Genomic DNA, 23,669 nt, shown 5'->3' on the forward strand with positions numbered 1-23,669 from the left:
ATCCCTCACCACTGTGCGTCGCTGTGTAATGCCGCCTCCAGCAGAGCCAGCTCGGCGGCGATCGGATCCTCCGACTGGGGCGGCGCCGGCGGGGCCAATTCCGAAGCCGCCGGTTGCGACTCGGCCGGAGGCGGACCGGCCGGACTCGCTACAGCGGCGGTCGGCGCGAGTGAATCCGCAGCTGGAACCGCAACCGGCGAATCCGGCGCGGCCGGGGCCGGGGCCGGGGCCTGAGTCGAGGTGTCCGAATATGGCCCGGCCGGAGCCGAACCTTCGGGCGGTACGTCGGTGACGTGCGGTGGTCCGTCCTGTGTCGTCGCGTGGTGCGGCCGAGCATGAACGGCGGCAGTGGCCGGGTCCGGCGCGTCTGCCTCCCCGGAACCGATTGCGGCCATGAGATATTCGGCCGCCTTCTCGACGGTCGGATGGTCGAATCCGAAGGTCGCGGGCAGCGCGAGTCCGAAACCGTCCTGCAGGCGTGAGCGCAGTTCGACGACCGCGAGGGAGTCCATCCCGAGCTGGGTGAATCCCTCCTCCGGGTCGATCAGATGCCCGGCGTCGAGGCCCAGCACCGCCTTCACCTCGGTGGCCGTGAGCTCGCGCACGAGGGCCGCCCGGTCGGTCCGGGCGGCCGCCAGAACCCGTTCACGCAGCGAGGCGGCCAGTCCGGCAGCGGCCGGGGTGGCGGCGATACTTCCGTACCACGGGTCACCACCCGCGGCCGCGGCCAGCTTCGGCCAGTCCAGATCCGCGGCGACGACGGTCGGACCGGCAGCGACCAGGTTGCCGGCCAGCAGACGCAGCCCCTGCTCCGGCGAGAGCGGCCGGTAGCCGCGCAGCCGGGCACGCTCGCGCTCTTCGGCGTCGAGCCGGGCCGCCATCCCGATCTCGCCCCACGGGCCCCACGCGATGCTGGTCGCGCGGATCCCCTGGGCCCGCAACAGCGACGCGTACCCGTCCAGATACGCATTGGCCGCCGCGTAATTAGCCTGTCCGCCCGCACCGACGGTCGCGGTCAGCGACGAGAAGCACACCACGAATTCCGTATCCGCACCGACTATTTCGCGCAGCCGGTGAATACCGCCGACCTTGGGCGCCAGGACCTTCTCGAATCGGTCGGCGTCCAGCCCGGCGATCGTCGCATCGTCGAGCGCACCCGCCGCGTGCACGATGCCGCCGAGCGGATGCGGCGCTGCCGCCACCACGCCGGCGAGCGATTCGGCGCCGATATCGGCGGTGTGCACGGTGACCGAGCAGCCGCCGCCGCGGATCTCGTCCAGCAGCCGCGCGGTCTCCGGATCGGGTGCGGTGCGGCCGACGAGTACGAGGTGTCCCGCGCCCTGCTCGGCGAGCATGTGCGCTACGCGCGGGCCGATCCCCCGCAGCCCGCCCGTGACGAGATAGCTGCGATCGCGCCGTATCCGCACATCCGTCCCCGGCTGCGCACGGCGGAGCCGCGCGACGTAGCGATTCCCGCCGCGATGGGCGATCCGCATCTCCGGCGACCAGCGGTGGATCTCGGCCGCCAGCCGCATCAGCGACGAATCGTCGTCGCCATCCAGATCGACTGTGCTGCACCGCAGTTCCGGATACTCGCGACGGACGACCGTGGCGATACCCCACAGCATGGTGGCCGCCGGATCGGTGACGTCGGCGTCGCCGGTCACCGGTTGGGCACCGCGCGTGGGCCACCACACGCGGACGCGTTCGGATGCCAGCGCCGGTAGTGGTCGCACCGCCGCGGCACACCGCCGGGCGGCCTCGCCGACGAACCGCGCGCTCTCGCCGTCGGCTGTCGTCAGGCCGCGCAGGTCGACGTAGCCGCGACGGTCCGCTGTGGCGATTTCGACCGGCCACGCGCGTATTTCGGCGTCGGTGGCCGCGCTGCGCGTGATGCCCGATCCCGGCGGGGCATCCGCACCGATCAGTACCGTCTCGGCCGGAATCGCCCGCTCGCGCAGCACCCGCGCGAAACGGCTCAACCGGTCGGGTTCATCGTCGACCACCAGCAGCGAGACCGGCTCGGTGCCCGTGTCGGCCGCCTCGGTGCGCTGCCAGTGTTGCTCGTGGGTGATATCGGCCGTCTTGTGCGCGAGCGCCCGCTCCACCTGCGCCCGGCTGATGCGCCGCGACTCGAATCCGTCCACGGCGACCACCAATTCGCCGGTGGCGCTGTACATCCGGATATGCGCGGTGAACGCCTCGTCACCCGCGCCGTGCCCGCCCGCCAATCGGGCATGGATCCACAACGGGCCCTCGGTGCGGCGACCGGAGAAGTAGTAGCGGTCGATACTGAACGGAACGTAGATGTTCTCCTGCGCCCGCAGCAGATCGTTGTCGTACTTCCAGCAGCTGTTGAGCACCTGGAACGCGGCCTCGACCAACCCCGCGTGCAGCGGTTCCGGCCCGATCTCCACCCCCTCGGGACGGGTCGTCAGGCACAGTGCCTCGTTGTCGCCGCGCTGGATGCTCTCGATCCAGTGGAAGGAGTTGCCGGTGTCGAGCCCCGGCACCCACACATCACGATAGAACTCGAGTCCGGACAGCTCCCGCGGACAGCGGGCGAGAATATCGCCGCGCTCGGTCTCGCCGAATCTCGAATCCGATTCGGCGGGAGCGCTTTCCAGCGCGGTGCGGAACAGCGCCGGCCAGGCCGCGCCCGCACCGGATTCCTCCTCCGCGACGAGGGTCACGTCCCAGCCCGGACCGCTCGGCCGCAGCACCAGTTGGGCGCGGCGGCTGCCGCCGTCCGACACGGCGAACGGATGCAGGAACAGCGTATCCCGCAGCACGTAGGGCCCGTCGATGTGGTGCGCGGCCGCGGCCAGCACCATCGCGATATGCGAGGCGCCGGGCACCACCGCGGTACCGAACAACCGGTGATCGGTCACATACGACGGTGAGTCACAGGCGAAACCGCGTTCGTAGCGAATCTCGTCCGACAGCGGCAGATCCACCGGACGGCCGGGCAGCCCGGTCTCCTCGGCGGCGTTCTCGGCACGGCGGCTCGCACGTTTCGGTTCGACCCAGAAGGTGCTGCGCTGGAATGCGTAGGTGGGCAGCGGGATTCGACGCCCCTGGGCGAACGGGCCCCACGGCGTGGGACAGATGTCCACACCGCTCGCATAGAGTTTCGCCGCCGCGACCAGCAGGCCGCGCGAGAAATCGTGCGGCCCGTCGGCTGCCGGTACCGTGTGAACGCCGTACCGATCGGCGGCCAGCCGCAGCCGGGCTCGTTCGTCGCTGCGACGGCCCAGCACCAGCATCCGATCACAGCCCACGGCCGCCACGCACGAATCGAGCGGTGCGTCCGCATTCGGTGCGTGCGATGCCAACCGCAGGTCCCGGCGATCGCCGCCCGCCCACGCCGGCGTCCCCTCCGCGGCGGCCCGCATGGCGGTCGCCAGATCGAGGACGCCGGAGATCGTCGCGGCCACGTATTCGCCCGTGCCGTAACCGATCACCGCATCCCAGTGCAGGCCGCACGCTCGCCACATCTGCACCAGGACGTACTGACGGGCCAGCTCCGCCTGCACTCCGGCGGGTTCGGCGCCGCCGAGTGCCGCCGACACCTCCGCCCGCGCCTTCCGCAGCACCGCATCGTCGGCGTACCGGTCGAGGAATTCGTCGACACCCGCTTCGGGAGCGTCGCCCAGGACCAGGCACAGGCGGTGATCCGCATGCTGCTCCGCCTCGGTGAACAATGCCGCCGCGGGTTCACCGCGCAGGTAGGCCGCCAGCGCCGCCCGCAACTCCGGCAGGGTGGAGATCACCGCGGCCAGCCGCTGCCCATGATGCTCTCGGCCGAAACCCGTTGTGTAGCAGACGTCTTCGACGGCAACATCGGCATCCAGCCGATCGAGGTAACGCTGCGCGAGGTCACGCAGTGCCGCATCGGAACGCGCCGACAACCGGAACAGTCCGGTCCAGCCCGCGGGTGCGGCGCTCGCGATGCGCGGCGGCGCGGCCTCCAGCACCGCATGCGCGTTGGTGCCGCCGATGCCGAAGGCCGATACCGTGGCGATCCGCGGCCGATCCGACGGCCATGCGCGCGAGCGCGGCGACACCCGGAAAGGCGTCTCGGACCAGGGAATCCGGCTACTGGGCTGGTGCAGATCCGCGAGTCCCGGCAGGACCGCGTGATCCAACGCCAGAACGGCTTTGACGAATCCCGCCACACCGGCGGCGGTATCGAGGTGGCCGATATTCGCCTTCACCGATCCGACCTCGCACCGATCCGCGCGCGGACCGCCGAACGCCTCGGTGAGGGCGGCGATCTCCATCGGATCCCCCATCGGGGTGGCGGTACCGTGCGCCTCGGCGTATCCGATCTCGGCCGGCGCCACCCCGGCCACGCGATGCGCCCGGCGGATGACCTCGACCTGGCCGTCGACACTCGGCGCGGTGAACCCGACCTTCGCGGAGCCGTCGTTGTTGATCGCGGTGCCGCGCACCACGGCGAAGATCCGGTCACCGTCGCGCACCGCGGCGTCGAGCCGTTTGAGCACGACCACGCCCGCCCCGTTGCCGAAGACGGTGCCGCCGGCCTGCTCGTCGAAGGCGCGACAGTGCCCGTCCGGCGAGGCGACCATCCCCTCCTGATACAGGTAGCCGACCCGATCCGGTACTCGCACCGCGACCCCGCCGGCCAGGGCGATCTCGCATTCGCCCCGGCCGATGGATTGGCAGGCCAGATGGACCGCGACCAGCGAGGTCGAACACGCGCTCTGCACGGTGACGGCCGGTCCGTGCAGGTCGAGGCGGTAGGCGATCGAGGTGGGCAGGAAGTCGGGTTCGTTGCCGACCTTGATCTGATAGTGCTGGGTAGAGGGCAGCTGCGTGAAGTCGTCGGCGAAATAGCGGTGGAAGTAGCTGCTGGGCAGCCCGCCCACGAACACCCCGGTGCGCGGACGCTGCGGCGCACCACCGTAGCCCGCGTGTTCGAGCGCCTCGACCGCGCATTCCAGCAGCAGCCGATGCTGCGGATCGGTGACCTGCGCCTCGCGGGCGGTGAAACCGAAGTACTCGGCGTCGAATCCGGCGATATCGTCCAGGACGGCCGCGGTGCGCACGTAATTCGGCGCGGCGATGCGCTCCTCCGATTCGCCCGCGGCCCGCAACTGCTCGTCGTCGAGTTCGGTCATCGTCGTGCGCGCATCCGCGATGACATCCCAGAATTCGTCGAGATCGGCAGCGCCCGGAACCCGCACGGCCATGCCGATCACCGCGAACGGACCGCTGTGGTCGCCGGCATCGTCGGCCGACTCGCGGGCGGCGACCGAGCCGGCGAGCGCCGCGGCCAGTGCGGCCACGGTCGGATAGCGGAACAGGTCCGTGCGCGCGATCGAGATCCCGAGCGCCTCTTCCAGTGCCAGGTGCACCCGGGCGACGAGCAGTGAGTTGCCGCCCAGATCGAAGAAATTCGCGGTGGCGGGCACCGAATCGCACTCGAGCACGTGCGCCCAGACCGCCGCTATCGCGTCGGAGAGATCGCTCGGTGACGCGGCGGTCGTGCCGGGCACCGTGACGACCGGCGCGGGCAAACTCCTGCGATCGATCTTCCCGGCCGAGTTGCGGGGAAACTCCTCGAGCACAACGATTTTCGCCGGAACCATATACGTCGGCAGCAGACCACGGACATGGTCGCGCACCGCGTCGGTGTCGACCCCCGCGTCGGCGGCGGCGCTCACGTAGCCGACCAGTTCGCTCCGCTGTGGATCATCGCCGAAGACCGTGACCACGGCCTCGCGCACTCCCTCGGCGGAGCGTAACGCGGCCTCCACCTCACCGGCTTCGATCCGCAGGCCACGCAATTTGAGCTGATGGTCGGCCCGGCCGAGATACTCCAGGCGTCCGTCGGGCAGCCGCCGCACACGATCACCGGTGGCGTACAGCCGTTCTCCGGTCCGCCGGTCGGCCACGAAGCGGCCGATCTCGTCGGCGGGGTCGACATAGCCACGCGCCAGACAGACCCCGGCCAGATGCAGCTGCCCCGGAACGCCCACCGGCACGAGCTGTCCCGCGGTGTCCAGGACGACGGCGCGCACATTCTCGATCGGCCGACCGAGGGTGACCGCGGCGCCCGCAAGCACCTGTTCGCAGGTGACGTCGACGGCCGCTTCGGTCGGTCCGTAGTAGTTGTAGAGCGCGGTATCCGGCAGCAGCCGGTGGAATTCGGCGGCCACATCCGCGGGTAGCGCCTCACCGCTGGTGGTCACGTACCGCAGCGAGGTGCACGCCCCGGCGCCGGGCTCGGCCAGCCACGTGCGCAGCATCGAGGGCACGAAGTGCGCGACGGTGATCTCCCGCGCGCGAATGACGTCCAGGAGATAGCGCGAATCCCGATGCCCCTCGGCATCACACAGGACCGACTGCGCCCCGTGCACCAGCGGGTAGAACAGATCCCACACCGACACGTCGAACGTCAGCGGCGTCTTCTGCAACACCCGGTCCGACTCGTCGATGCGAATCGCGTCGTGCAGCAGGCGATTACAGATCGCGGCATGTTCGATCAGCACACCCTTGGGCCGGCCGGTCGAACCGGAGGTGTAGATGACGTAGGCGAGATCCGTCGGCGCGCCGACGCGGGCGGGTGCGGGCTCGGTCCGGTCCAGTTCGTCCCATACGGCGTCCAGATCGATCGCCGTGACGCCCTCGGCGGATAAGCGTTCGGCGATCTCGGCGTCGTCACACAGCACCACAGACGCCCCGGAATCCGCCAGGATCGTCGCCAGCCGCGCATCCGGATCCGCGGGATCCAGCGGCAGATAGGCCGCACCGGCCTTCATGACACCGAGCGCCAGCACCGGCACCCGCGGCGAACGCCGCAGGCACAGCGCGACGATCTGCCGGGGCCGCACCCCCGCGGCGCTCAGATATCCGGCGACCCGCGCGGCGCGGTCGTCGAGTTCGCCGTAACTCAGCGTGCCCGCCTCGGACACGACGGCGGGACTGTCGGGCCGGCTCGCCGCTCGTTCGGCGATCAGTGCGTGCAGCGTCGTCGCGGGACGGGCCACCTGTGGCCCGGTCGACCACTCGTCGAGGGCCGCTCGGTCCCCCTCCGGCAGCATCGGCAAGGCCGCGAGCGCGGAATCCGGATGCGCGGTGAACGCGTCGATCAGCATCGCCCACTGCGCCAGCAACCGCCGCACCGTCTGCGGTTCGAACAGCTCCGCATCGTATTCGCAGCGCAGTTCACCCGCCCCGCGATCCTCGACGAAGACCAGATCGCAGCCGACGACGGCCTCGAGCGCGTCCTCCGCCGCGTCCGGGTCGTGCTCGCCGGTGAGTTCGCAGTAAGCGATCTGGAAAAGCGGATGACGGTCGAATACCGGTGTGGGACAGAGCGTCGCGATCAATTCGTCGATGTCGAAGCCGGCGCGTGCGGCCGCCGCTCGCGAGCGGGCCGCATCGACCTCTGCGGCCAGCGCCTGCGCCGTGCGATCCGGCTCGACGGCCACCCGCAACGGAATCGGTGAATCATCTTCCGGCGCAATCACTCCGAGTGTGACCTCGGCGTGTTCGGAATACCGGTGGATCAGGGCGATCAACGCCGCCACTGCCGGACCCGACGAGCGGGGACGATGCTCTTCCCGGGCACGCAGGTATCGCTGCACCGGTGCGCGGCGGAAATCGGTGGCGATGGCGATGACGCCGGGAAGAAAGTCGGCTTGCACAGTAACTCGATCCCACTTATCCGGCGCGAACCGGCTCTACCAGGTAATTGCCGATGGCCAGCACGTCCAGTCCGGCGGTGACGAAGGTGTCCAGGCCCTCGGCCGGCGTGCACACGATCGGCTGGCCCTTCACGTTGAACGAGGTGTTCAGCAGGATCGGCGTTCCGGTCTCCTGCCGGAAGGCGTCGATCACCGTCCAGAACCGCTCGTTGCGCTCGCGCGACACCGTCTGCACCCGAGCGGATCCGTCGACATGGGTGACCGCCGGCAGCCCCTCGCGGAATTCCGGCCGCACCGAGGTGATGAACAGCATCCAGGCATAGGTGTCGACCTCGGCATCCTTGATGTCGAAATACGTGGTCGCGTACTCGTCGAGGACGGCGGGAGCGAAGGGGCGGAAGCCCTCCCGCTTCTTCACCTTCGCGTTGATGATGTCGCGCATGCGCGGATGGCGCGGGTCTCCGAGAATGCTGCGATTGCCCAGGGCGCGCGGACCGTATTCCAGGCGTCCCTGAAACAGCGCCCCGATCTGCCCGGCGGCCAGCCGGCGCCCCAGTTCGGCGGCCAGCGCCGCGAAATCGTCGAATCGAGTTGCGGTGCAATCGGTCCGGTCGGCGAGTGCCGCCGCGATCTGCTCGTCGGAGTATTCCGGGCCGTTCAGCGGTGTCGCGATACCCGCGATCGGGGCGGCCCCCTCGCGCTGGTGGTGCACGTACAGCGCCGCACCCAGCGCGGTGCCGTCGTCACCGGCCGCGGACTGGATGAACATGCGCTTGAACTGGCGGCTGCGCAGAATCACGCCGTTGGCCGTGCAGTTGAGCGCGACTCCGCCGGCCATGCACAGATTCTTCGCACCGGTCTGTTTGCGGAAGTACCGCAGCGTGTGCAGCAGGGTCGCCTCGAGCGCCGCCTGCAGGGCGGCGGCGATATCGCGGTGGTGGTCGGTCAACTCGTCGTCGGGGCCGCGGGCGGGGCCGAAGATCTCCTCGATCGATTTCAGTGTGCCGCGGTAGGTTTCCCGGTCCAGATCGGTTTCGTTGCGGTACAGGATGGGAATCGTGAAAGTACCGTCGGGCCGCAGATGTATGAGATCCATCATCGCCGCGAAGTGTTTGCGGTGGTCACCGTAGGGCGCCAGCCCCATGATCTTGTATTCGTCGAGGCCGAACGCGAAGCCCAGATAGTAGGTGAAGACGCCGTAGAGAATTCCGAGGGAATTCAGTTCCGAGACCGTCGCGATCGGTTCGATGCCCGCATCCGTTCCGAGCGCGACGGTCGCGCTGTGCTGCTCCCCCATGCCGTCGGCGACGAGGATCAGCGCCGAATCGAATCCGCTGGGATAGAACGTGCTGGCCGCATGGGCCAGGTGATGCGGTACCTGCACCAGCCGGTCGTCCCAGTCGCCGCCGAAGGTCTCGGTGAGTTTGTCCAGCAGCACCTGCCGGGCGAAGACCTCGCGGAACCGCGCGCGTCCGAGGTCGCTGTGTTCGAATGCGGCTCGCAGCGGCTCGTAGGAGAAACCGTGGGCGAGCACGTCGAGCGAATCGACCGAGATTCCGGCTCGTTCACAGCCGAATCGGATGGCGTGTTCGGGAAAGGCGCCGGTCGCCTTCTCGCCGGTGAACCGCTCCTCGGCCACCGCGCTGATCAGCTCGCCGTCGTGCAGCAGTGCCGCCGCGGAATCGAAGCCCTGGGTGATGCGATAGTCCCGCCACTCCAGCCCCGGGAAGCGGGCCTGCTTGAACGGCACACTGTTGTGCAGACCGCTGATCCCCATGATCGACTTCGGTTGCGCGGCTGGTGTTCTCACCATGGCGGAGGCTCACAATCTTCGTGCCCGCGGACGTTTGCGGGCGAAATACTGGCTGGTCGCATACAGTTCGACGGCGATGTCGGTATCCGGGACGACGCGCTGCAGGAAGGCGCGATGGGCATCGATGGCCGCCGGATCGGCGCCGGCGTGCTCGAGGTAGGCCGGCACGCACTGTTCGAAGCCCAAGGCGTGCAACATCTTCGCCTCGGGCATCGCCGAAACCGGCTGGAAGCGGTCGCGGCGCGCGATGATGAAGCCGGCCTCGGTGAGCAGCTGTGGGGTGCGCTCGTAGATGTCGTGGGCGGCGCCGCGCGCCCGGCCGAGGGCGAACCACCACTCCCGCCACAGATCCGCGGCGGGATCGTCGGCGGGCACGAATCGCAGCGCCCCGACATCGGACATCTCCAGCAGCAGCGCGCCGTCGTCGGCGAGCATGCGCTCCATCGCGGTGAGCGCGGCAGCGGCGTCGGCCACGTGCATCAGCAGGAAGCGGCTGTACACCCAATCGACCGAACCGGGTTCGAGCGGTGCGTCCTCGATGCGCGCGTGCACGTAGCGCACCTGCGGCAGATCGCCCACCAGGCGGCGCGCGATCTCGAGCTGTTCGGCAGAGGCGTCGACGGCGTAGACGACGCCGTCGGGTCCGACCCGCTCGGCCAGCCAGGCCGTCATCGCGCCGTGCCCGCAGCCGATATCGGCCACCGTCGCGCCGGCACAGAGCCCGACCGATTCGAGGAAGGCACGCGAACTCGGGTTGTAATGCTGATCGAGCAGGGCCAGGCGCGCCGCGTCGCGATCGCCGACGGCCATGCTGTAGGTCATCGCTGCAGCCATATCGGATTCGTCTCTCTACGAACGCGCGGCCGGTTCGTGCTCGAGCGTGGAGGCCCACTGCAGGCTGTGCGCCCGCTCGGGATCGGGCAGCAGATAGCACCCGTCCTGACGCGGCCGGCGGCCCGGCGTCACCAGACCGACCGGCGGCCCGGCGCCGAAATCCAGCCAGGAGGCGGGGATTCGGGACAGATTGCTGACCAGGAAGCCCGACTGCGGCGGATATCCCCAGACCCGGTCGAGTCCCGCGATGCCGTGCACCTGAAGGAACGCCTCGAGTTCGGCGATCGCGTCGTCGATGCGTCCGGGCGCGGTGGCGACCGCGTCACGCACCCAGCCGGCGATCTCCGGCACCGCGGCGTTGCGGACGCGCTCGGTCTCGACATCGATCAGCACCTGCACGAAGGCGTTGCCGAAATAGGTCGGGCCGAGTTCGCGGACGAAGCGGCGGATGTCGACCGGGCAGGCCAGGGTCACCAGGTCGGTGTCCTTGGTCGCGGCGTAGTCGCGAAACAGGCCCGCCGCCACCAGATCCGCGGTCGACAACCCCGAAACCTCCGCTTGCGCCTCGCATTCGGCGAGATCCAGCCGGCCGGTGTGGAGGTCGAGCTCGGGCAATTCGAGATCCGGCTCGACCGTCACGAATCCCGCCCGGCGCAACGCGTCCGGATCGACGCTGTCGCGGTCGCGTGCCTGCGGCCGGGTGAGCACCTCGCGGTCGCAGCGCGGCGACAGGAAGCGAGCACCGCGGGCCCGGGCCGCCCAGGCCGCCAGGAAGAAGAACATGCCGTAGCCGTCGGCCAGGCCGTGCGACATCGACAGCCCGACGGCCGTGCGGTCGCCGCGGGTCACCACCCGCCCGCGGGCGAGCACATGCCCCACCCCGATCTCGACCGGATCGAGGCATTCGCTCAGCGGCACGGTGGATTCGGCGACCGTGGCCCGGATCGCGGGGCGCGGGTCGTCGACATCCATCGCCAAGGTGCGCTCGTCGAGTTGCACCAGCGCCGCGTCGGCGCCGACGAATTCACGGGCCGTCTCGACATAGGCCTCGACGATCCGATCGGCGTCGAGCACCTCGCCGAACTCCACCACGAACTGCAGCGGACCGGCCATATTCGCCGTCCACATGTGGTCGACGGTCGACAGCGGTACCGGCGCCATCGTCAACTCCTCTCCAGGGCGTCGAATTCGCCCTGCAGCAACTGGTTCCACATCACCCGCCGCCGCGGCTTACCGCTGGTGGTGCGCGCGATGAGTCCCCGGTCGCCGATGAACAACCGCAGCGACGTATCCGTTCCCAGCTGCCCGGCCAGGACCTGCCGCAGCCGCACGGCCTCGACCGGCTTGTCCTCGACCAGCACGGCGACGCGTGCGGCGCCGAAGGCGTTGCCGGCCAGCGCGACCACTCGGTTGGCGGGCACACCGAAGGCCTCCACCACGGCCGCCTCGATGTCCTCGGCATAGATCGTGCGGCCCCGCACCTTCACCGCGTCGCCGACCCGGCCGATCGGATACAGCTGCCCACCCACCAGCAGCCCCGCATCACCGGTCGCCAGAGCACCGTCCTCGGCACGCGACAGATCGCGGGTGCCCTCCGCCGTCTGGTATTCCCGAGCGACACTCGGGCCACCGACGATCAATTCGCCCGGCGCTCCGGCATATTCGTCGGTCGCTGCGGTCCGCACCGTCACTCCGTCCAGCGGTGCGCCACACCCGACCAGCCACCGCCGGCCGTCCTCGAGCGGCGCCGACATCAGCTCGAACGGACCGTCCACGGCGCCGGTTTCGGGTGTCACCGCGGCGGCCTGCACCGGCTCCGACGGCCGTAGGCCGGAGACCGCGAGCGTGCCCTCGGCGAGCCCGTAGGCGGGACACGGTGTGCGCGAATCGAATCCGTAGGGCGCCAATCGCTCGGCGAATCCGCGCAGAATCGCCGGATCGATCCGTTCGGCGCCCACGATCATCACTCGCCAGGGATCGAAATCCATTCCGGCCAAAGCCTCATCGGTCATCTTTCGCAGCAGATACGCCAGCGCGAAGTTCGGCGTCGCGGTGATCGTCGCGCCGTCGCGGCCGAAACAGGACAGCCACGACAACGGATCCCGAATGAAATCGATCGGCGTCATGGCCTGAATGTCCAGATTCAGAATGGTCGGCGTGATGATGCAGCCGATCAAGCCCATATCGTGATACGGCGGCAGCCAGGTGGCGATCCGGTCCGTCGGGCGAAACTCCAGCCACCGGTCGATCGCGGCGCAATTGGCCTCCAGATTCGCCACCGATACCCGGACCGCTTTGGGCGAACCGCTACTGCCGGAGGTGAATTGGAGCAAACCGATGCGGTCCGGCGCACACCCCGGCAGTTCGGTCACGGCGGGAGTCGCATTCGACGTGCCGACAATCGTGACCCCGCCCACGGATTCGAGCACCGGATGAACCACTCCGGCGAGTTCCTCCGCCACGATGATCGCCGAGGGAGCGGCCGCGGCCAGCAATGCGGACAGTTGCTGCCGATACGCCGACTCGTTCTGCAGTGGTAGCGGCGGCGCCAGCGGATTGGGAGTGGCTCCCGCGGCCAGCACGCCGAAGAAATTCGTCATGAATCGTTCCGGGGCCGATTCCACGATGGAAACCACCGCACCCGGACGTACGCCGGCCTCGATACAGGCCGCGGCCACCCGCCGCACCTGTTCACTCAACCGGGGATAGGCGACGCGGCGCCAGTCGCCGTTGTCGGCGATGGTCCAGCCTCGTTCCTCGCCGTCGTAGGCCAGCCAGTCGAGCAATCCGGTCATGGCTGTTTCGCTCGCAGCGCGTCACACACCATCTGCTCGATATCGCCGACGGTCACCACATTCGTCGCACCGGAATCGCCGCCGGCGTCGATGCCGAAACGCACCTGCAGGCCGAGCGCGAGTTCGATCAGGGCCAGCGAGTCGTAGCCCAGCTGTTCGGCCAGCACATCATCGGAGGCCAATTCCGGCGAAGGCTGGGGGGCGTGCCGACGGACCAGTTCCCGTACCTGGTCGCGCACTTCATTTTCGTCCACGAAATGCTCCCGAATTGTTTGTGTTCATCGAACGAGGTACGTGATGGGATGTGATTCCCCGTGCAGATCGGCATATTCTCCCGCGGCTGCCGCACAGGATTCCCGCCAATTCTCCGCGAGTTCCGAAATTGTGTCCGAAGGAATTCCGATCGACGTCATTCTGCGGCCGAGAGAACTCTCCGCGAATTCCCATTGCTCCTGAAGTATTTCGGCGCGTTTCCGCAACACCGGCACCAATCGCGGAAATGGATCACGCGTTTCCGGATCGACCAATGTCCGGGCGGCCGCCGGAATATGTTTGCGAATCATCGCGACGATATGGTCGCGCTGTCCGCCGCGTACTCCGTTGCGCAATGCCAGCACACCGAAGGAAATATGCCGCGATTCGTCGCGGGCGACATTCGTGATGCCGGTCCGCAGAATGTCGAAGCGCGGCAGCGCCCGCACGGTTCCCAGCACGGTGTGCAGGCCGGTCATCGCCACCGCACCCTCGACCAGTAGGTGGTAGACCACCACGCCCTCGTACCAGGCAGCGGTGTCGCCCGGGTCTGCCCGCACCCGCTCGACCGCGTCCACGAGCGCCTTCTCGAACAGGTCACCCACCCGATCGACGCCACTGACCTGCGATAACTCCTCGTTGCCGAGGGTCTCGGAGAGAAAGGCGAGGTAGCGCCGGAAGAAGACGGTGTGGCGCGCCTCGTCGGCCAGCTGGGTGGCCAGATACATCTTGTAGTCGACCTCGGGCGCGGCGTAGGCCAGCGGCGCCAGGGTCTCGGTCACGGTCGTCTCGCCGACGAGGAAGCGGGCCAGGGTGGCCAGCAGCGGCAACCGCGCGAAGGCCGGCAGCCGGGTCCAACCCTCGGCATCACGCTCGTATTCGAGGCTCTGCGCCTGCCATTGCTGCATTTCCCAGCGGCGATAGAGATCGAGTGCGGTTACCCGTTCGGCAAGATCGATCTCGATCTCGTCGATGACCGTTGAATTGTTCATCGCGATTTCTCGATCTGTTAGGCGAGCAGGCCGGTGAAAATCGATAGCAGAGTGCTTTCATACACGTCGATCAACCCTTCCAACCGCCCAGCTACCCCACGCGCAGCGTCCTCACCTGCTGCGGCGTGTCAATACCCGTGACCACGCATCCGTACCGGAAGGATTAAATCCTTCGATCTTGTGGACAGCGATTCTGCACGGTGCCCGAGCTTACTCCGGAAATAGCTCGCGAGCCACTCGTAACGGGGAGATCACAGCGACAAAAGGTTACCTATGAATTTGCCGCCTTCTCGGCACTCCCGGTGAGTGGACACGGACGTTTCACATTCCGGCTGACAGCCCACCACACCCCACCTCCCCTATGAGATGCGGAGAGTTAGCTACGAGCGCCGATTCGTCCGCCCCCAGCCGCGAAAAAACGCCAGGACACACCGAAACGGCCGCCGCTCGCAGCTCCTGGCTACGATGCGGCGGCCGTCGGCGACCGGCTACCCGGCTCCTATTCGCCTGCGGCGCGGCGGATTTCACCACCCGCGGCCCGGTTCCGGGTGGCCCGGGCAGCGGCGGCGTCGAAGTGTTCCAGATGGTCGAACAGCGGGTCCTCGTCATCGACGTCGAGCACCACCGCGCGCCGGCGCAGGGCGCGGGCGGCATCGCGATCCATCCCCGGACGACGCTCGGCCCGGACCCTTTCCTGCGCAACGGCTTCGGCGTTCTCGGCGGGGCGCTGCCGCGCTCCGGACAGCCGTGCGGCGCGGCGGCGGCGGATGTCCTCCTCGAAGCGCACCTGCCGCCGCAGGTAGGCCAGATAGCCCCCGAAGGCCACCACCGAAAGCGCACACCCCCACCACAGGGTCGCGCTCACGGCGATCGCGAAGGCACCGAAAAGCAGTGTGCTCAGGATCAATCCGAGTGCGGTGCGCTGCCGGAAGCGATACCGGGCCGCGCGCGCGATGGCGTCGGCCTCCGGATCGAACCCGCCGCGGCCACGCCGGGAGGGGACGAAATCGCGTGCGGCCGATTCGGATTCGCCGTCGGCGCCGTCGCCGTCGCCGAGATCATCGAGCTCGTCGTCCGGATCCAGATCGCCGCGCCGGGCCGGAACAGCCGCGTTCGGAGCGGGTGGGATGCGGGCCATGCTCGCCTGCGGGCGATCCTCGGTCTCGGCGGCGGCCGGGACGTCGTCGGCCTCTTCACCATCCTCGGCATCGTCCGGATCGTCGGCGTGGGCGTCTCCGGCGGGATCGCCGTCGCCGTCGACTTCGCCGAAGTCGTCGCGTTCGTCGCCCGGCTCGGCATCGACGGCGTCGCCGGGGGTTTCACGGGCGTGCTCCACGCCCCCGTCGGCGCGACCGGGCGGATCACCGGCGCTCCGGTGGGCCCGTGTCACCTCCGATTCGGCGCGCTCGGGTGCGTTCCGGTCGTCCTCGATGACGGGCTCATCGGCCGATGTCGTCATCCGGTCCTCCGCATCATCGCCGTGGGAAAGCCTTTTCTGCCGAGGGGTCGGCACCCAGTCCGGATCGGTCTCATGCCCGGTGGCCGGCCCTTTCTTCGCACGTCGTCTGGTGCCACCTCGATGCAGCACCCGGGTTGCCAGGGCCACGTCCGTGGTGCGGCGGATCCGCGGATGCCGATCGGCCAGCATCGGGAACAGCACGAAGACCCAGAGCACGACGAGCGCGATCCACAAGATCGAATTCGGCATCGCGCTCCCACCTCCGTCCCCGCCTGACCACTGTCCCTTCTCGACCGCTGGGCAGGTTCTCGCCACCTGTTTCGTCCTGGCACCGGACGCACCACCGACGTCCGTAGGTTAATGCGGCGTCACAGGAATATCCCGCAGGCGCGCCGCCCACACCTGCCCCACCCGTCACAAGGCGGTCATCACCAGGCCCGGGCGCGTCGCCGCCGAAAAACGCCGCGCGACCGGGCCGCTCACGGCGGCGTGGCACGACCCGAGCGGATGAGGCGATCGACGACCGTGCCGGACACCTCCTCGACGGTCATCGCGACCAGCAGATGGTCGCGCCACGCGCCGTCGACGTCCAGATAGCGCCGCAAGGTGCCCTCCTCGCGGAAGCCCACATTGCGCAGTACCGCCTGGCTGGCCAGATTCTCCGGCCGCACCGTCGCCTCCACCCGGTGCAGGCCCACGGGCCCGAAGCAGTGGTCCAGTCCCATCGCCAGCGCGGCGGTGGCGACACCCTGGCCGCCGACGTCCTTGGCGACCCAGTAGCCGATCCAGGCCGAACGCAACGCACCCCGCACGATGTTGCCGATGGTCAGCTGGCCGCCGAAGGATCCGTCCACCTCGATCACCAACGGCACCATCGCCCCCCGGCGCGCCTCGGCCTTCAGACTCGACCACAGCGAGGGCCAGTTGGAGGCGTGATTGCGCGCCTCCCAGCTACCCCGGCCGGTCGGCTCCCACGGCTCCAGATGTTCGCGGTCGCGCAGGCGGATTCGCGACCAGGCGGCCGCGTCTCGCAGCCGGATCGGGCGCAGGGTCACCCGCCCACCCGCGACTCGAACCGGACCGAGATGTGCGGGCCAGCCCGGATGCTGGGCGGCCCGGAATACGTTCATGTCCACAGATCACCCGCGCTGTGCGAGAAATGCGACCTGGACCTCGTCACCGGTGCGAATATCGGTGACCTCCGGGTCGATGACGATCAGGCTGTTGGCCTCGGCCAGGGTCGAGAGCAGATGCGACGAGCCGTTCACACCCAGCGGCTGCACCAGGTATTCACCGGTCTGCTCGTCGCGCATCAGTTGGGCGCGCAGATATCCGCGGCGGCCCTCCATCGAGGTGATCGGCATGATCGTGCGGGCCCGCACCACGCGGCGCATCGGATGCCGGCGGCCCAGCGCGATCCGGATCAGCGGCCGCACCATGATCTCGAAAACGACCAGGGCGCCAACGGGATTCGACGGGAGGAGGAAGGTCGGCACCTCGTCGCGGCCGAGCCGGCCGAAGCCCTGTACCGAGCCCGGATGCATGGCCACCCGGTCGATGGTCAGCTCACCCAGCCCCTCCAGGGCCTCACGGATCTGCTCGGAGGCCCAGCCGCCGACCGCACCCGCGATCACGACGACCTCCGAACGCACGAGCTGTCCCTCGACCACATCACGCAGGCGCTTGGGATCGGCGCTGACGATGCCGACCCGATTCACATCGGCGCCGGCGTCGCGGGCGGCGGCGGCGAGCGCGTAGGAGTTCACGTCGTAGACCTGTCCCGGACCGGGCGTGCGATCGATGTCGACCAGCTCGCCACCGATCGAGATCACCGACAGCCGCGGCCGGGGATGCACCAGCACCTTGTCCCGGCCGACCGCCGCCAGCAGGCCGACCTGCGCCGCGCCGATGATGGTGCCCGCCCGGACCGCGATATCGCCGGGTTGCACGTCGTCACCGATGCGCCGCACATAATCGCCGGAGCGAACCGGCTCGTAGATCTTGATCCGGGCCCGGCCACCGTCGGTGAAATCCAGCGGCAGCACGGCGTCGGCGAGGGTCGGCAGCGGCGCGCCGGTATCGATGCGCACCGACTGCCGCGGCTGCAATCGGATCGGCTGGCGCGAACCGGCCGCGACCTCGCCGACCACCGGCAACGTCAGCTCGATGGGATCGCCGTCCTCGGTGCGGATGTCGGCGCCGGCGCCCTGCACGTCCACGCTGCGCACGGCATAACCGTCGATGGCGGCCTGATCGAATCCGGGCAGCGGACGCTCGGTGACCACATCCTCGGCACACAGCAGACCCTGAGCCTCGGAGATCGCGACCCGGACCGGCCGCGGGGCCACGGCCGCCGCGGTCACCTTGATCTGCTGGTCCTCAACCGAGCGCATGCCGCCCTTCCCCTTTACTCCGACTGATCACCCGGTCCCGCGGTGACGGGACCCGGCCGACCCCGTCGTCACGACGAGATCAGCTGCGGGTTCCAATCCGGAGCAAGCCGACGCTGCAACCACTCGCGCAAGGCGGGGCCGTATTCGTCTCGCTCCAAAGCGAAATCGACCGCAGCACGAAGATAACCGCCAGGGTTGCCGAGGTCGTGGCGCGACCCACGGTGGACAACGACATGTACCGGATGTCCCTCCGCGATCAGCAGCGATACGGCGTCGGTGAGCTGCAGCTCACCGCCCGCACCCGGCTCGATGCGGCGCAGCGCGTCGAAGATCGCGCGATCGAGCAGATACCGGCCCGCGGCGGTGAAGGTCGACGGCGCCTCCTCGAGCGCCGGCTTCTCCACCATGCCGACCACGCGCAGCACGTCGGGGTTCGTACTGTCGGTCACCGGCTCCACGTCGAAGACGCCGTAGGCGCTGACCTCCTGCTTCGGGACGTCGATCGCGCACAGCACCGTGCCGCCGCGTTTGCGGCGCACGCGGCTCATCACGTCGAGGACGCCGCAGGGCAGCACCAGATCGTCGGGCAGCAGCACCGCGATGGCGTCCTCGTCGGGGTCGAGCGCCTGCTCGGCCTGGGCGACGGCGTGGCCCAGCCCGAGCGGCTCGTCCTGCACGACCGAGGTCACATCGAGCAGGCCCGGGGCCTTGCGCACCTTTTCCAGCAGCTGGAACTTCCCGCGCTCGGCGAGCGTGCTCTCCAGCACCAGGTCCTCGACGAAGTGGGCGACGACCCCGTCCTTACCGGGCGAGGTCACGATGACCAGCCGCTCGGCGCCCGATCCGGCGGCCTCGGCGGCCACCAATTCGATACCGGGCGTGTCCACCACCGGCAGCAGCTCTTTCGGCACGGTCTTGGTCGCGGGCAGGAACCGTGTCCCGAGTCCGGCCGCGGGGACCACCGCGGTACGGAAGCAGGAACGCACGGCCTGCGTCGCGTCCGATCCGGCGTCAGCTGTCATAAGTGCACACCCTATCCATCGCTCTTGTCGTCGGACCGGCTCAACACCGGCCCGGCATCTGGGAAGCCTAGGCGGCCGCGGCGGCGCCGTCGCACCGAAACGGTGCGGCAGCAACCCCGCCGAGGTCCGCCGCCGGCCCCCGCGACTACCCGTCGGGGAACCGGCCGCAACCATGGTTTCACTGCGTTACCAGCATGTTCGCGATACCGCGTCGGGTCAGCGATTCCCCGCCGAGGGCACCTGGAAACACGGGAGCGGGCAAACTCACCGTTCGCCCACCTAGGGTGAGCCTGTGGAGATCGCCGGTCAGCGGGACAAGGGGCGGTGGCGAGCGGAATTGCTGGCCGCCCGGGCGGCGGTGCCGCCGGAGGTCAGGGCCGCGGAGGCCGACGCCCTGGCCCGTTCCGTGACGCGGGTACTGGACATCGACCGGTCGCGTATCGATGGGTCCGGTGGCGAGCGGTGCCGCCCGGCGAGCGGATCCGGCTCGGGTGCTCCGCGCTCGGAGTGGGTGGCCGGGTATCTCCCGGTCGCGGGTGAACCCGGTTCGGTGGCGATGCTCGACGCGCTGCGGGCCGCGGGGGCTCGGGTGATGGTCCCCGTGACCGGACCGCCCGGACCACTGGACTGGGCGGAGTACACCGGAATCGAGGGGCTGCGGCGCGCCCGCTACGGCCTGCTCGAGCCCGAGGGACCGCCGCTGGGCGTGGCGGCGATCGAGTGGCCGGAGGTGATCGTGATACCGGCGCTCGCCGTCGATCGGCGCGGCGTGCGGCTGGGACGAGGTGCCGGCTACTACGACCGGACACTGCCCGGGGCGCGACCGGACGCACGCCTGGTGGCCGTCGTCCGGGACTCGGAACTGCTGGATGTGTTGCCGGAGGAACCCCACGATCGGCGGATGGGGTGGGCCTTGCTGCCGGAGGACGGGCTGTGCACGCTCGACGCGGACGATCGCCGGATCGACGTCCGCCCCGTGCCACGGTGAGAGCGAGACCACCGCGCCGACGCCCGGCCGCACCGGCACCATGGGAATCAATACCGGATTGGCACTGTTGGCACTGTCGGCTGTAGAGTGCTAAAAGACGAAAACCGTGGAGGTTCGCAGGTGCCTACTTACTCGTATCAGTGCACGCAGTGTGGCGACAAGTTCGACATCGTGCAGTCGTTCTCCGATGACGCCCTGACCACCTGCGAGAAGTGCAACGGCAAGCTGCGCAAGCTGTTCAACTCGGTCGGCATCGTCTTCAAGGGCAGCGGCTTCTACCGCACCGACAGCCGCAACGGCTCCTCGTCGGCCAGTGAGCCCGCCGCGAAGTCGAGCGAATCCAAGTCGAGCGATTCGTCCGCCTCGAGCAGCTCGGCCGGCTCGTCGAGCAGCTCGGGTTCGTCGTCGAGCTCCTCGTCGACCAGCACCGCCGTCGCCTGACCCGGCCCGCACCGGCGGCCACCGACCGCCCGGTGCGGCCATTGTCTTCTGTCCGCGCCGGTCTCCGGTTGTCCACAACCTCTTCGTTATCCACAGAGAAGTTCTGACCTGCTCTTTTCCGGGATGACCGAGCGGCTGCGGCCCCTACGGTGGCAGGCATGCGGACCTTGCGATTCGATCGTCTACGCCCCCTCGATACCGATCTCGGCCGTGCTCGCGGCACCGAATTCCTGTCGCGGATGCGGCCGCCCTGGCTCGACCTGACTCTGATACGGCGACTGTCGGCGGTCGGACTGGCCGCCGCCGCGGCCGTCGTCGCCCTACGCGGCGACCCCGCCGGACACCGCACGGCGGTCGTCGTCGCGGCGCGGGATGTGGCGCCCGGGCAGGTGCTGTCCCCCGCGGATCTGCGGCGCGCGGACCTGCCACCCGACGCGATACCGGACGGTGCCGTCACCGATCCCGCGAAACTGCTCGGCGCGACCTCCACCGGCGCCGTGCACGCCGGGGAAATACTGACCGATCTCCGGATCGTCGGCCCGCGGCTGGCAGCCGCGGCGACCGGTGTGCCGAATGCCCGGATCGTGCCGATGCGATTGGCGGACAACGCAATTGCCGATATTCTTCGGTCCGGCGACCGGGTGGACGTGGTCGCCGCGGAAGAGACCGGCGGCCACGGCGATCCGGATACGGTTGCGCCACGGGGGCGTTCACCGTCCGCGCACACCCTCGCCACCGATGCCGCGGTGGTCTTGATCTCCGGCGCCGCCGACGCGGGCTCCCGGACCCGCGCCGCCCCCGAACGAATCGTGCTGCTGGCACTCGATCCGGGCCATGCGACCACCGTCGCGGCCGCCTCGTTGCAGACGGCGCTGACCGTGGTGTTTCACTGATGTTCGCTGTGTTCGCCAAGCATTTGCCGTAACTGTCCGTTAGCATCCCGAGTACCTCATTCGATAGCGGAAAGCGATCGCATCGGATGCCACGACCAGACCGAACGGCGAGGCGGGGGCACGCCGGATGAGACAGGAGCCGCAATGCTGAAGGGTTTCAGGGATTTCCTGCTCCGCGGGAACGTGATCGATCTGGCGGTTGCGGTGGTCATCGGTACCGCGTTCACCGCGGTCGTCACCGCCATCGTGAACGGAATCGTCAATCCCCTCTTGGAATTGTTCGGCGGCGCGAACGAACACGGCTGGGGCTTCTATCTGGATTCCAGTAAGCCGTCCACGTTCATCGCACTCGGCCCGATCGTCACCGCCGTGGTCAACTTCATTCTCATCGCGGCGATTTTGTACTTCATCCTGATCCTGCCGGCGGGCCGCCTGATGAAGCGATTCGGCACCGAGAAGGAAGCGGTGATGACCGAGGTCGCATTGCTCGCCGAGATCCGCGATCTGCTCTCGGAGAGCAGCAAGAGCGCCGGCGGCCGGCACGAGTTCTGAGATCGAATCCGCAGGCCGCCAGGTGGATCCGGCTCGGGCTCAGCCCAGGCTGAACGGATCGCCCCACAGCGTCACCCATGAGATGACGTTGTCGGTCTCGACCTCGACGCTGACGAATGCGCGCGCCTGCGCGTCACCGCCACATCCGGTCAGGCCGATGGTTTCGTCGGTCCAGGCCACCGAACCGCTGTCACCCCGGAACTTGTTGCGGGGCTTGTGCACATCCTGGCCGACGTCGTCCTTCTCCTCGATGTCTAGGACATAGAACGACTTCGCCTGGCCAGGCGCGAGAATCAGGTTGCCGCCGACATTTCCGCCGGCATCCGGCTTGGCGTTCTCGCCGTCGCTCCAATCCATGCTCGCGCCGGGACCACCGTCGACGCCTACACCGGAAATGTCGACCTGGCAGCCCACGGTGTACCCGGGGTAGATGCTGCCGCCCACGACGGTGGTGGCGCCGGACAGTTCGACATGGGCGCTACCCGAGACCCGGGCAGTACGGTGCACCGCCGGGACAACGATCGCCGGATCGATGGTCGCGGATTCGCCGTCCAGCCGGACATGCACGACGGTGCCGTCGGACAGCGTCTTGGACAGGTCGCCGCCGGGCAGCGGGACGAAGGTGCCGGCATTGGCGGCGCCGGTGGAGAACAGGCCGAGCGCGGCGGTCGCCACGGCACCGATGCCGGCGATGCGCGCACCCCAGACCCGACCGTTCGTATTCATATTTCTCTCATCAGGTTCTTGCGGTCGGCCGCGATGAACGTCGAGATTCACAGCTGCCGACAGGAGACGGTGACATGCCTCGGCATCCGAGACACCACAGAGTCCGATTATCCGTGATGTGGCGGGACCTGCGCGCGCAGCCAGTCGTCCCCGGAGCGGGGCAACTCACCGTCGGGGGCGCGCTCGTCGCTGCTGGTGCGCGGCAGCGTCTCGCCGAAGATCCGCGCCAGGCGCGCGGACTCGGCGGCCGAACGGGTGCGCCCCTTCGCCGGGCGTTCCGCGGAGTGCGAATCGTCCGGGCGCTGCGCCCCCGCCGGCCGGTCGGTCATACCGCGATTATTCCGCCAATCCGGACAGTTCGTCGACGACCCGGCTCACCAGCGGACCGAGCGTGGCCATGCCGTCGCGGACGGCGTCGCGCGTGCCGGGCAGGTTGACGACCAGGGTGCTGCCCGAGACGCCGGCCAGACCACGAGACAGACCGGCGTCGAGCGAACCGGCCGCGAGTCCGGAGGCGCGCAGAGCCTCGCTGATTCCGGGCAGTTCGCGATCGAGCACCTCCAGGGTCGCCTCCGGGGTGACATCCCGCGGCGACATACCGGTGCCGCCCACGGAGATCACCAGGTCGACCCCGCCGATGACGGCGGTGTTGAGGGCATTGCGAATCTCGATCTCGTCACCGGCCACCGACACCGTGGCATCCACGAGGAAGCCGAATTCGGTGAGCAATTCGGTCACCAGCGGGCCCAGCGAGTCCACCCCGCCATGCGCGGTTCGATCGTCGACGACCACAACAAGTGCCCGGCCCGCCACGGGAGCATCGATTTCCATGT

18 protein-coding genes are annotated in these 23,669 nt (G+C 69.0%); 4 read left to right on the plus strand and 14 right to left on the minus strand.

What is annotated here, in order from left to right; translation table 11 throughout:
• Positions 1-5: 5 nt before the first annotated feature.
• The 11 genes from NE2_RS03170 to NE2_RS03220 form a co-directional block, all read right to left on the minus strand.
• Positions 6-7,676 (minus strand): non-ribosomal peptide synthetase, encoded by a 7,671-nt coding sequence (locus tag NE2_RS03170; RefSeq protein ID WP_063023692.1) that lies wholly within the window; start codon positions 7,674-7,676, stop codon positions 6-8.
• Between the two features lie 16 nt (positions 7,677-7,692).
• Positions 7,693-9,489, minus strand: a complete 1,797-nt coding sequence (locus tag NE2_RS03175) for a carbamoyltransferase family protein (protein WP_063023694.1) — start codon at positions 9,487-9,489, stop codon at positions 7,693-7,695.
• Between the two features lie 9 nt (positions 9,490-9,498).
• Positions 9,499-10,323 carry a class I SAM-dependent methyltransferase gene (locus NE2_RS03180; protein ID WP_081879446.1) on the minus strand — a complete coding sequence of 275 codons (825 nt, stop codon included), beginning with the start codon at positions 10,321-10,323 and terminating at the stop codon, positions 9,499-9,501.
• 15 nt (positions 10,324-10,338) lie between these two features.
• Positions 10,339-11,484, minus strand: coding sequence for an acyltransferase (locus NE2_RS03185; protein ID WP_063023696.1), 1,146 nt, complete (start codon positions 11,482-11,484; stop codon positions 10,339-10,341).
• A 2-nt stretch (positions 11,485-11,486) separates the two neighbouring features.
• On the minus strand, positions 11,487-13,118 hold the full coding sequence (locus NE2_RS03190; protein ID WP_063023698.1) for an AMP-binding protein: 1,632 nt from the start codon (positions 13,116-13,118) through the stop codon (positions 11,487-11,489).
• Positions 13,115-13,372: an acyl carrier protein gene (locus NE2_RS03195; RefSeq protein WP_063023700.1), complete on the minus strand. Its 258-nt coding sequence runs from the start codon at positions 13,370-13,372 to the stop codon at positions 13,115-13,117. The genes NE2_RS03190 and NE2_RS03195 overlap by 4 nt, the downstream gene beginning before the upstream one ends.
• 24 nt (positions 13,373-13,396) lie before the next feature.
• Positions 13,397-14,362, minus strand: a complete 966-nt coding sequence (locus NE2_RS03200; protein ID WP_063023702.1) for a ferritin family protein — start codon at positions 14,360-14,362, stop codon at positions 13,397-13,399.
• A gap of 499 nt (positions 14,363-14,861) precedes the next feature.
• Entirely contained in the window at positions 14,862-16,070 is a 1,209-nt protein-coding gene (gene sepX / locus NE2_RS03205; protein WP_063023704.1) for a divisome protein SepX/GlpR, read from the minus strand.
• 230 nt (positions 16,071-16,300) lie between these two features.
• Entirely contained in the window at positions 16,301-16,951 is a 651-nt protein-coding gene (locus NE2_RS03210; protein WP_030515110.1) for a GNAT family N-acetyltransferase, read from the minus strand.
• Between the two features lie 9 nt (positions 16,952-16,960).
• Positions 16,961-18,214 (minus strand): molybdotransferase-like divisome protein Glp, encoded by a 1,254-nt coding sequence (gene glp, locus NE2_RS03215; RefSeq protein ID WP_030515109.1) that lies wholly within the window; start codon positions 18,212-18,214, stop codon positions 16,961-16,963.
• 68 nt (positions 18,215-18,282) lie between these two features.
• Complete coding sequence (locus NE2_RS03220; protein WP_063023706.1) at positions 18,283-19,236, minus strand: UTP--glucose-1-phosphate uridylyltransferase; 954 nt, start codon at positions 19,234-19,236, stop codon at positions 18,283-18,285.
• A 292-nt stretch (positions 19,237-19,528) separates the two neighbouring features.
• Here NE2_RS03220 and NE2_RS03225 point away from each other — a divergent pair, with 292 nt between their 5' ends.
• From NE2_RS03225 to mscL, 4 genes are all read left to right on the plus strand, one after another.
• Positions 19,529-20,224: a 5-formyltetrahydrofolate cyclo-ligase gene (locus tag NE2_RS03225; RefSeq protein ID WP_063023708.1), complete on the plus strand. Its 696-nt coding sequence runs from the start codon at positions 19,529-19,531 to the stop codon at positions 20,222-20,224.
• A gap of 120 nt (positions 20,225-20,344) precedes the next feature.
• The gene (locus NE2_RS34695) at positions 20,345-20,665 is read left to right on the plus strand and encodes an FmdB family zinc ribbon protein (RefSeq protein WP_081879444.1); all 321 of its coding nucleotides are present in this window, start codon (positions 20,345-20,347) and stop codon (positions 20,663-20,665) included.
• Positions 20,666-20,823: 158 nt separating this feature from the next.
• Positions 20,824-21,558 (plus strand): SAF domain-containing protein, encoded by a 735-nt coding sequence (locus tag NE2_RS03230; RefSeq protein WP_084493728.1) that lies wholly within the window; start codon positions 20,824-20,826, stop codon positions 21,556-21,558.
• 144 nt (positions 21,559-21,702) lie between these two features.
• Positions 21,703-22,110: a large conductance mechanosensitive channel protein MscL gene (gene mscL / locus NE2_RS03235; protein ID WP_063023710.1), complete on the plus strand. Its 408-nt coding sequence runs from the start codon at positions 21,703-21,705 to the stop codon at positions 22,108-22,110.
• Positions 22,111-22,149: 39 nt separating this feature from the next.
• On the opposite strand, the gene NE2_RS03240 is transcribed toward mscL, so the two are convergent.
• The 3 genes from NE2_RS03240 to NE2_RS03250 form a co-directional block, all read right to left on the minus strand.
• A complete protein-coding gene (locus NE2_RS03240) occupies positions 22,150-22,836 on the minus strand; it encodes an MspA family porin (protein WP_063023712.1) in 687 nt (228 codons plus the stop codon).
• 107 nt (positions 22,837-22,943) lie between these two features.
• Positions 22,944-23,165, minus strand: a complete 222-nt coding sequence (locus NE2_RS03245; RefSeq protein ID WP_063023714.1) for a hypothetical protein — start codon at positions 23,163-23,165, stop codon at positions 22,944-22,946.
• A 7-nt stretch (positions 23,166-23,172) separates the two neighbouring features.
• Entirely contained in the window at positions 23,173-23,667 is a 495-nt protein-coding gene (locus NE2_RS03250) for a MogA/MoaB family molybdenum cofactor biosynthesis protein (RefSeq protein ID WP_081879443.1), read from the minus strand.
• Positions 23,668-23,669 lie beyond the last annotated feature (2 nt).

Source organism: Nocardia elegans NBRC 108235 (genome assembly GCF_001612845.1).
In the GTDB taxonomy this organism is placed as follows: domain Bacteria; phylum Actinomycetota; class Actinomycetes; order Mycobacteriales; family Mycobacteriaceae; genus Nocardia; species Nocardia nova.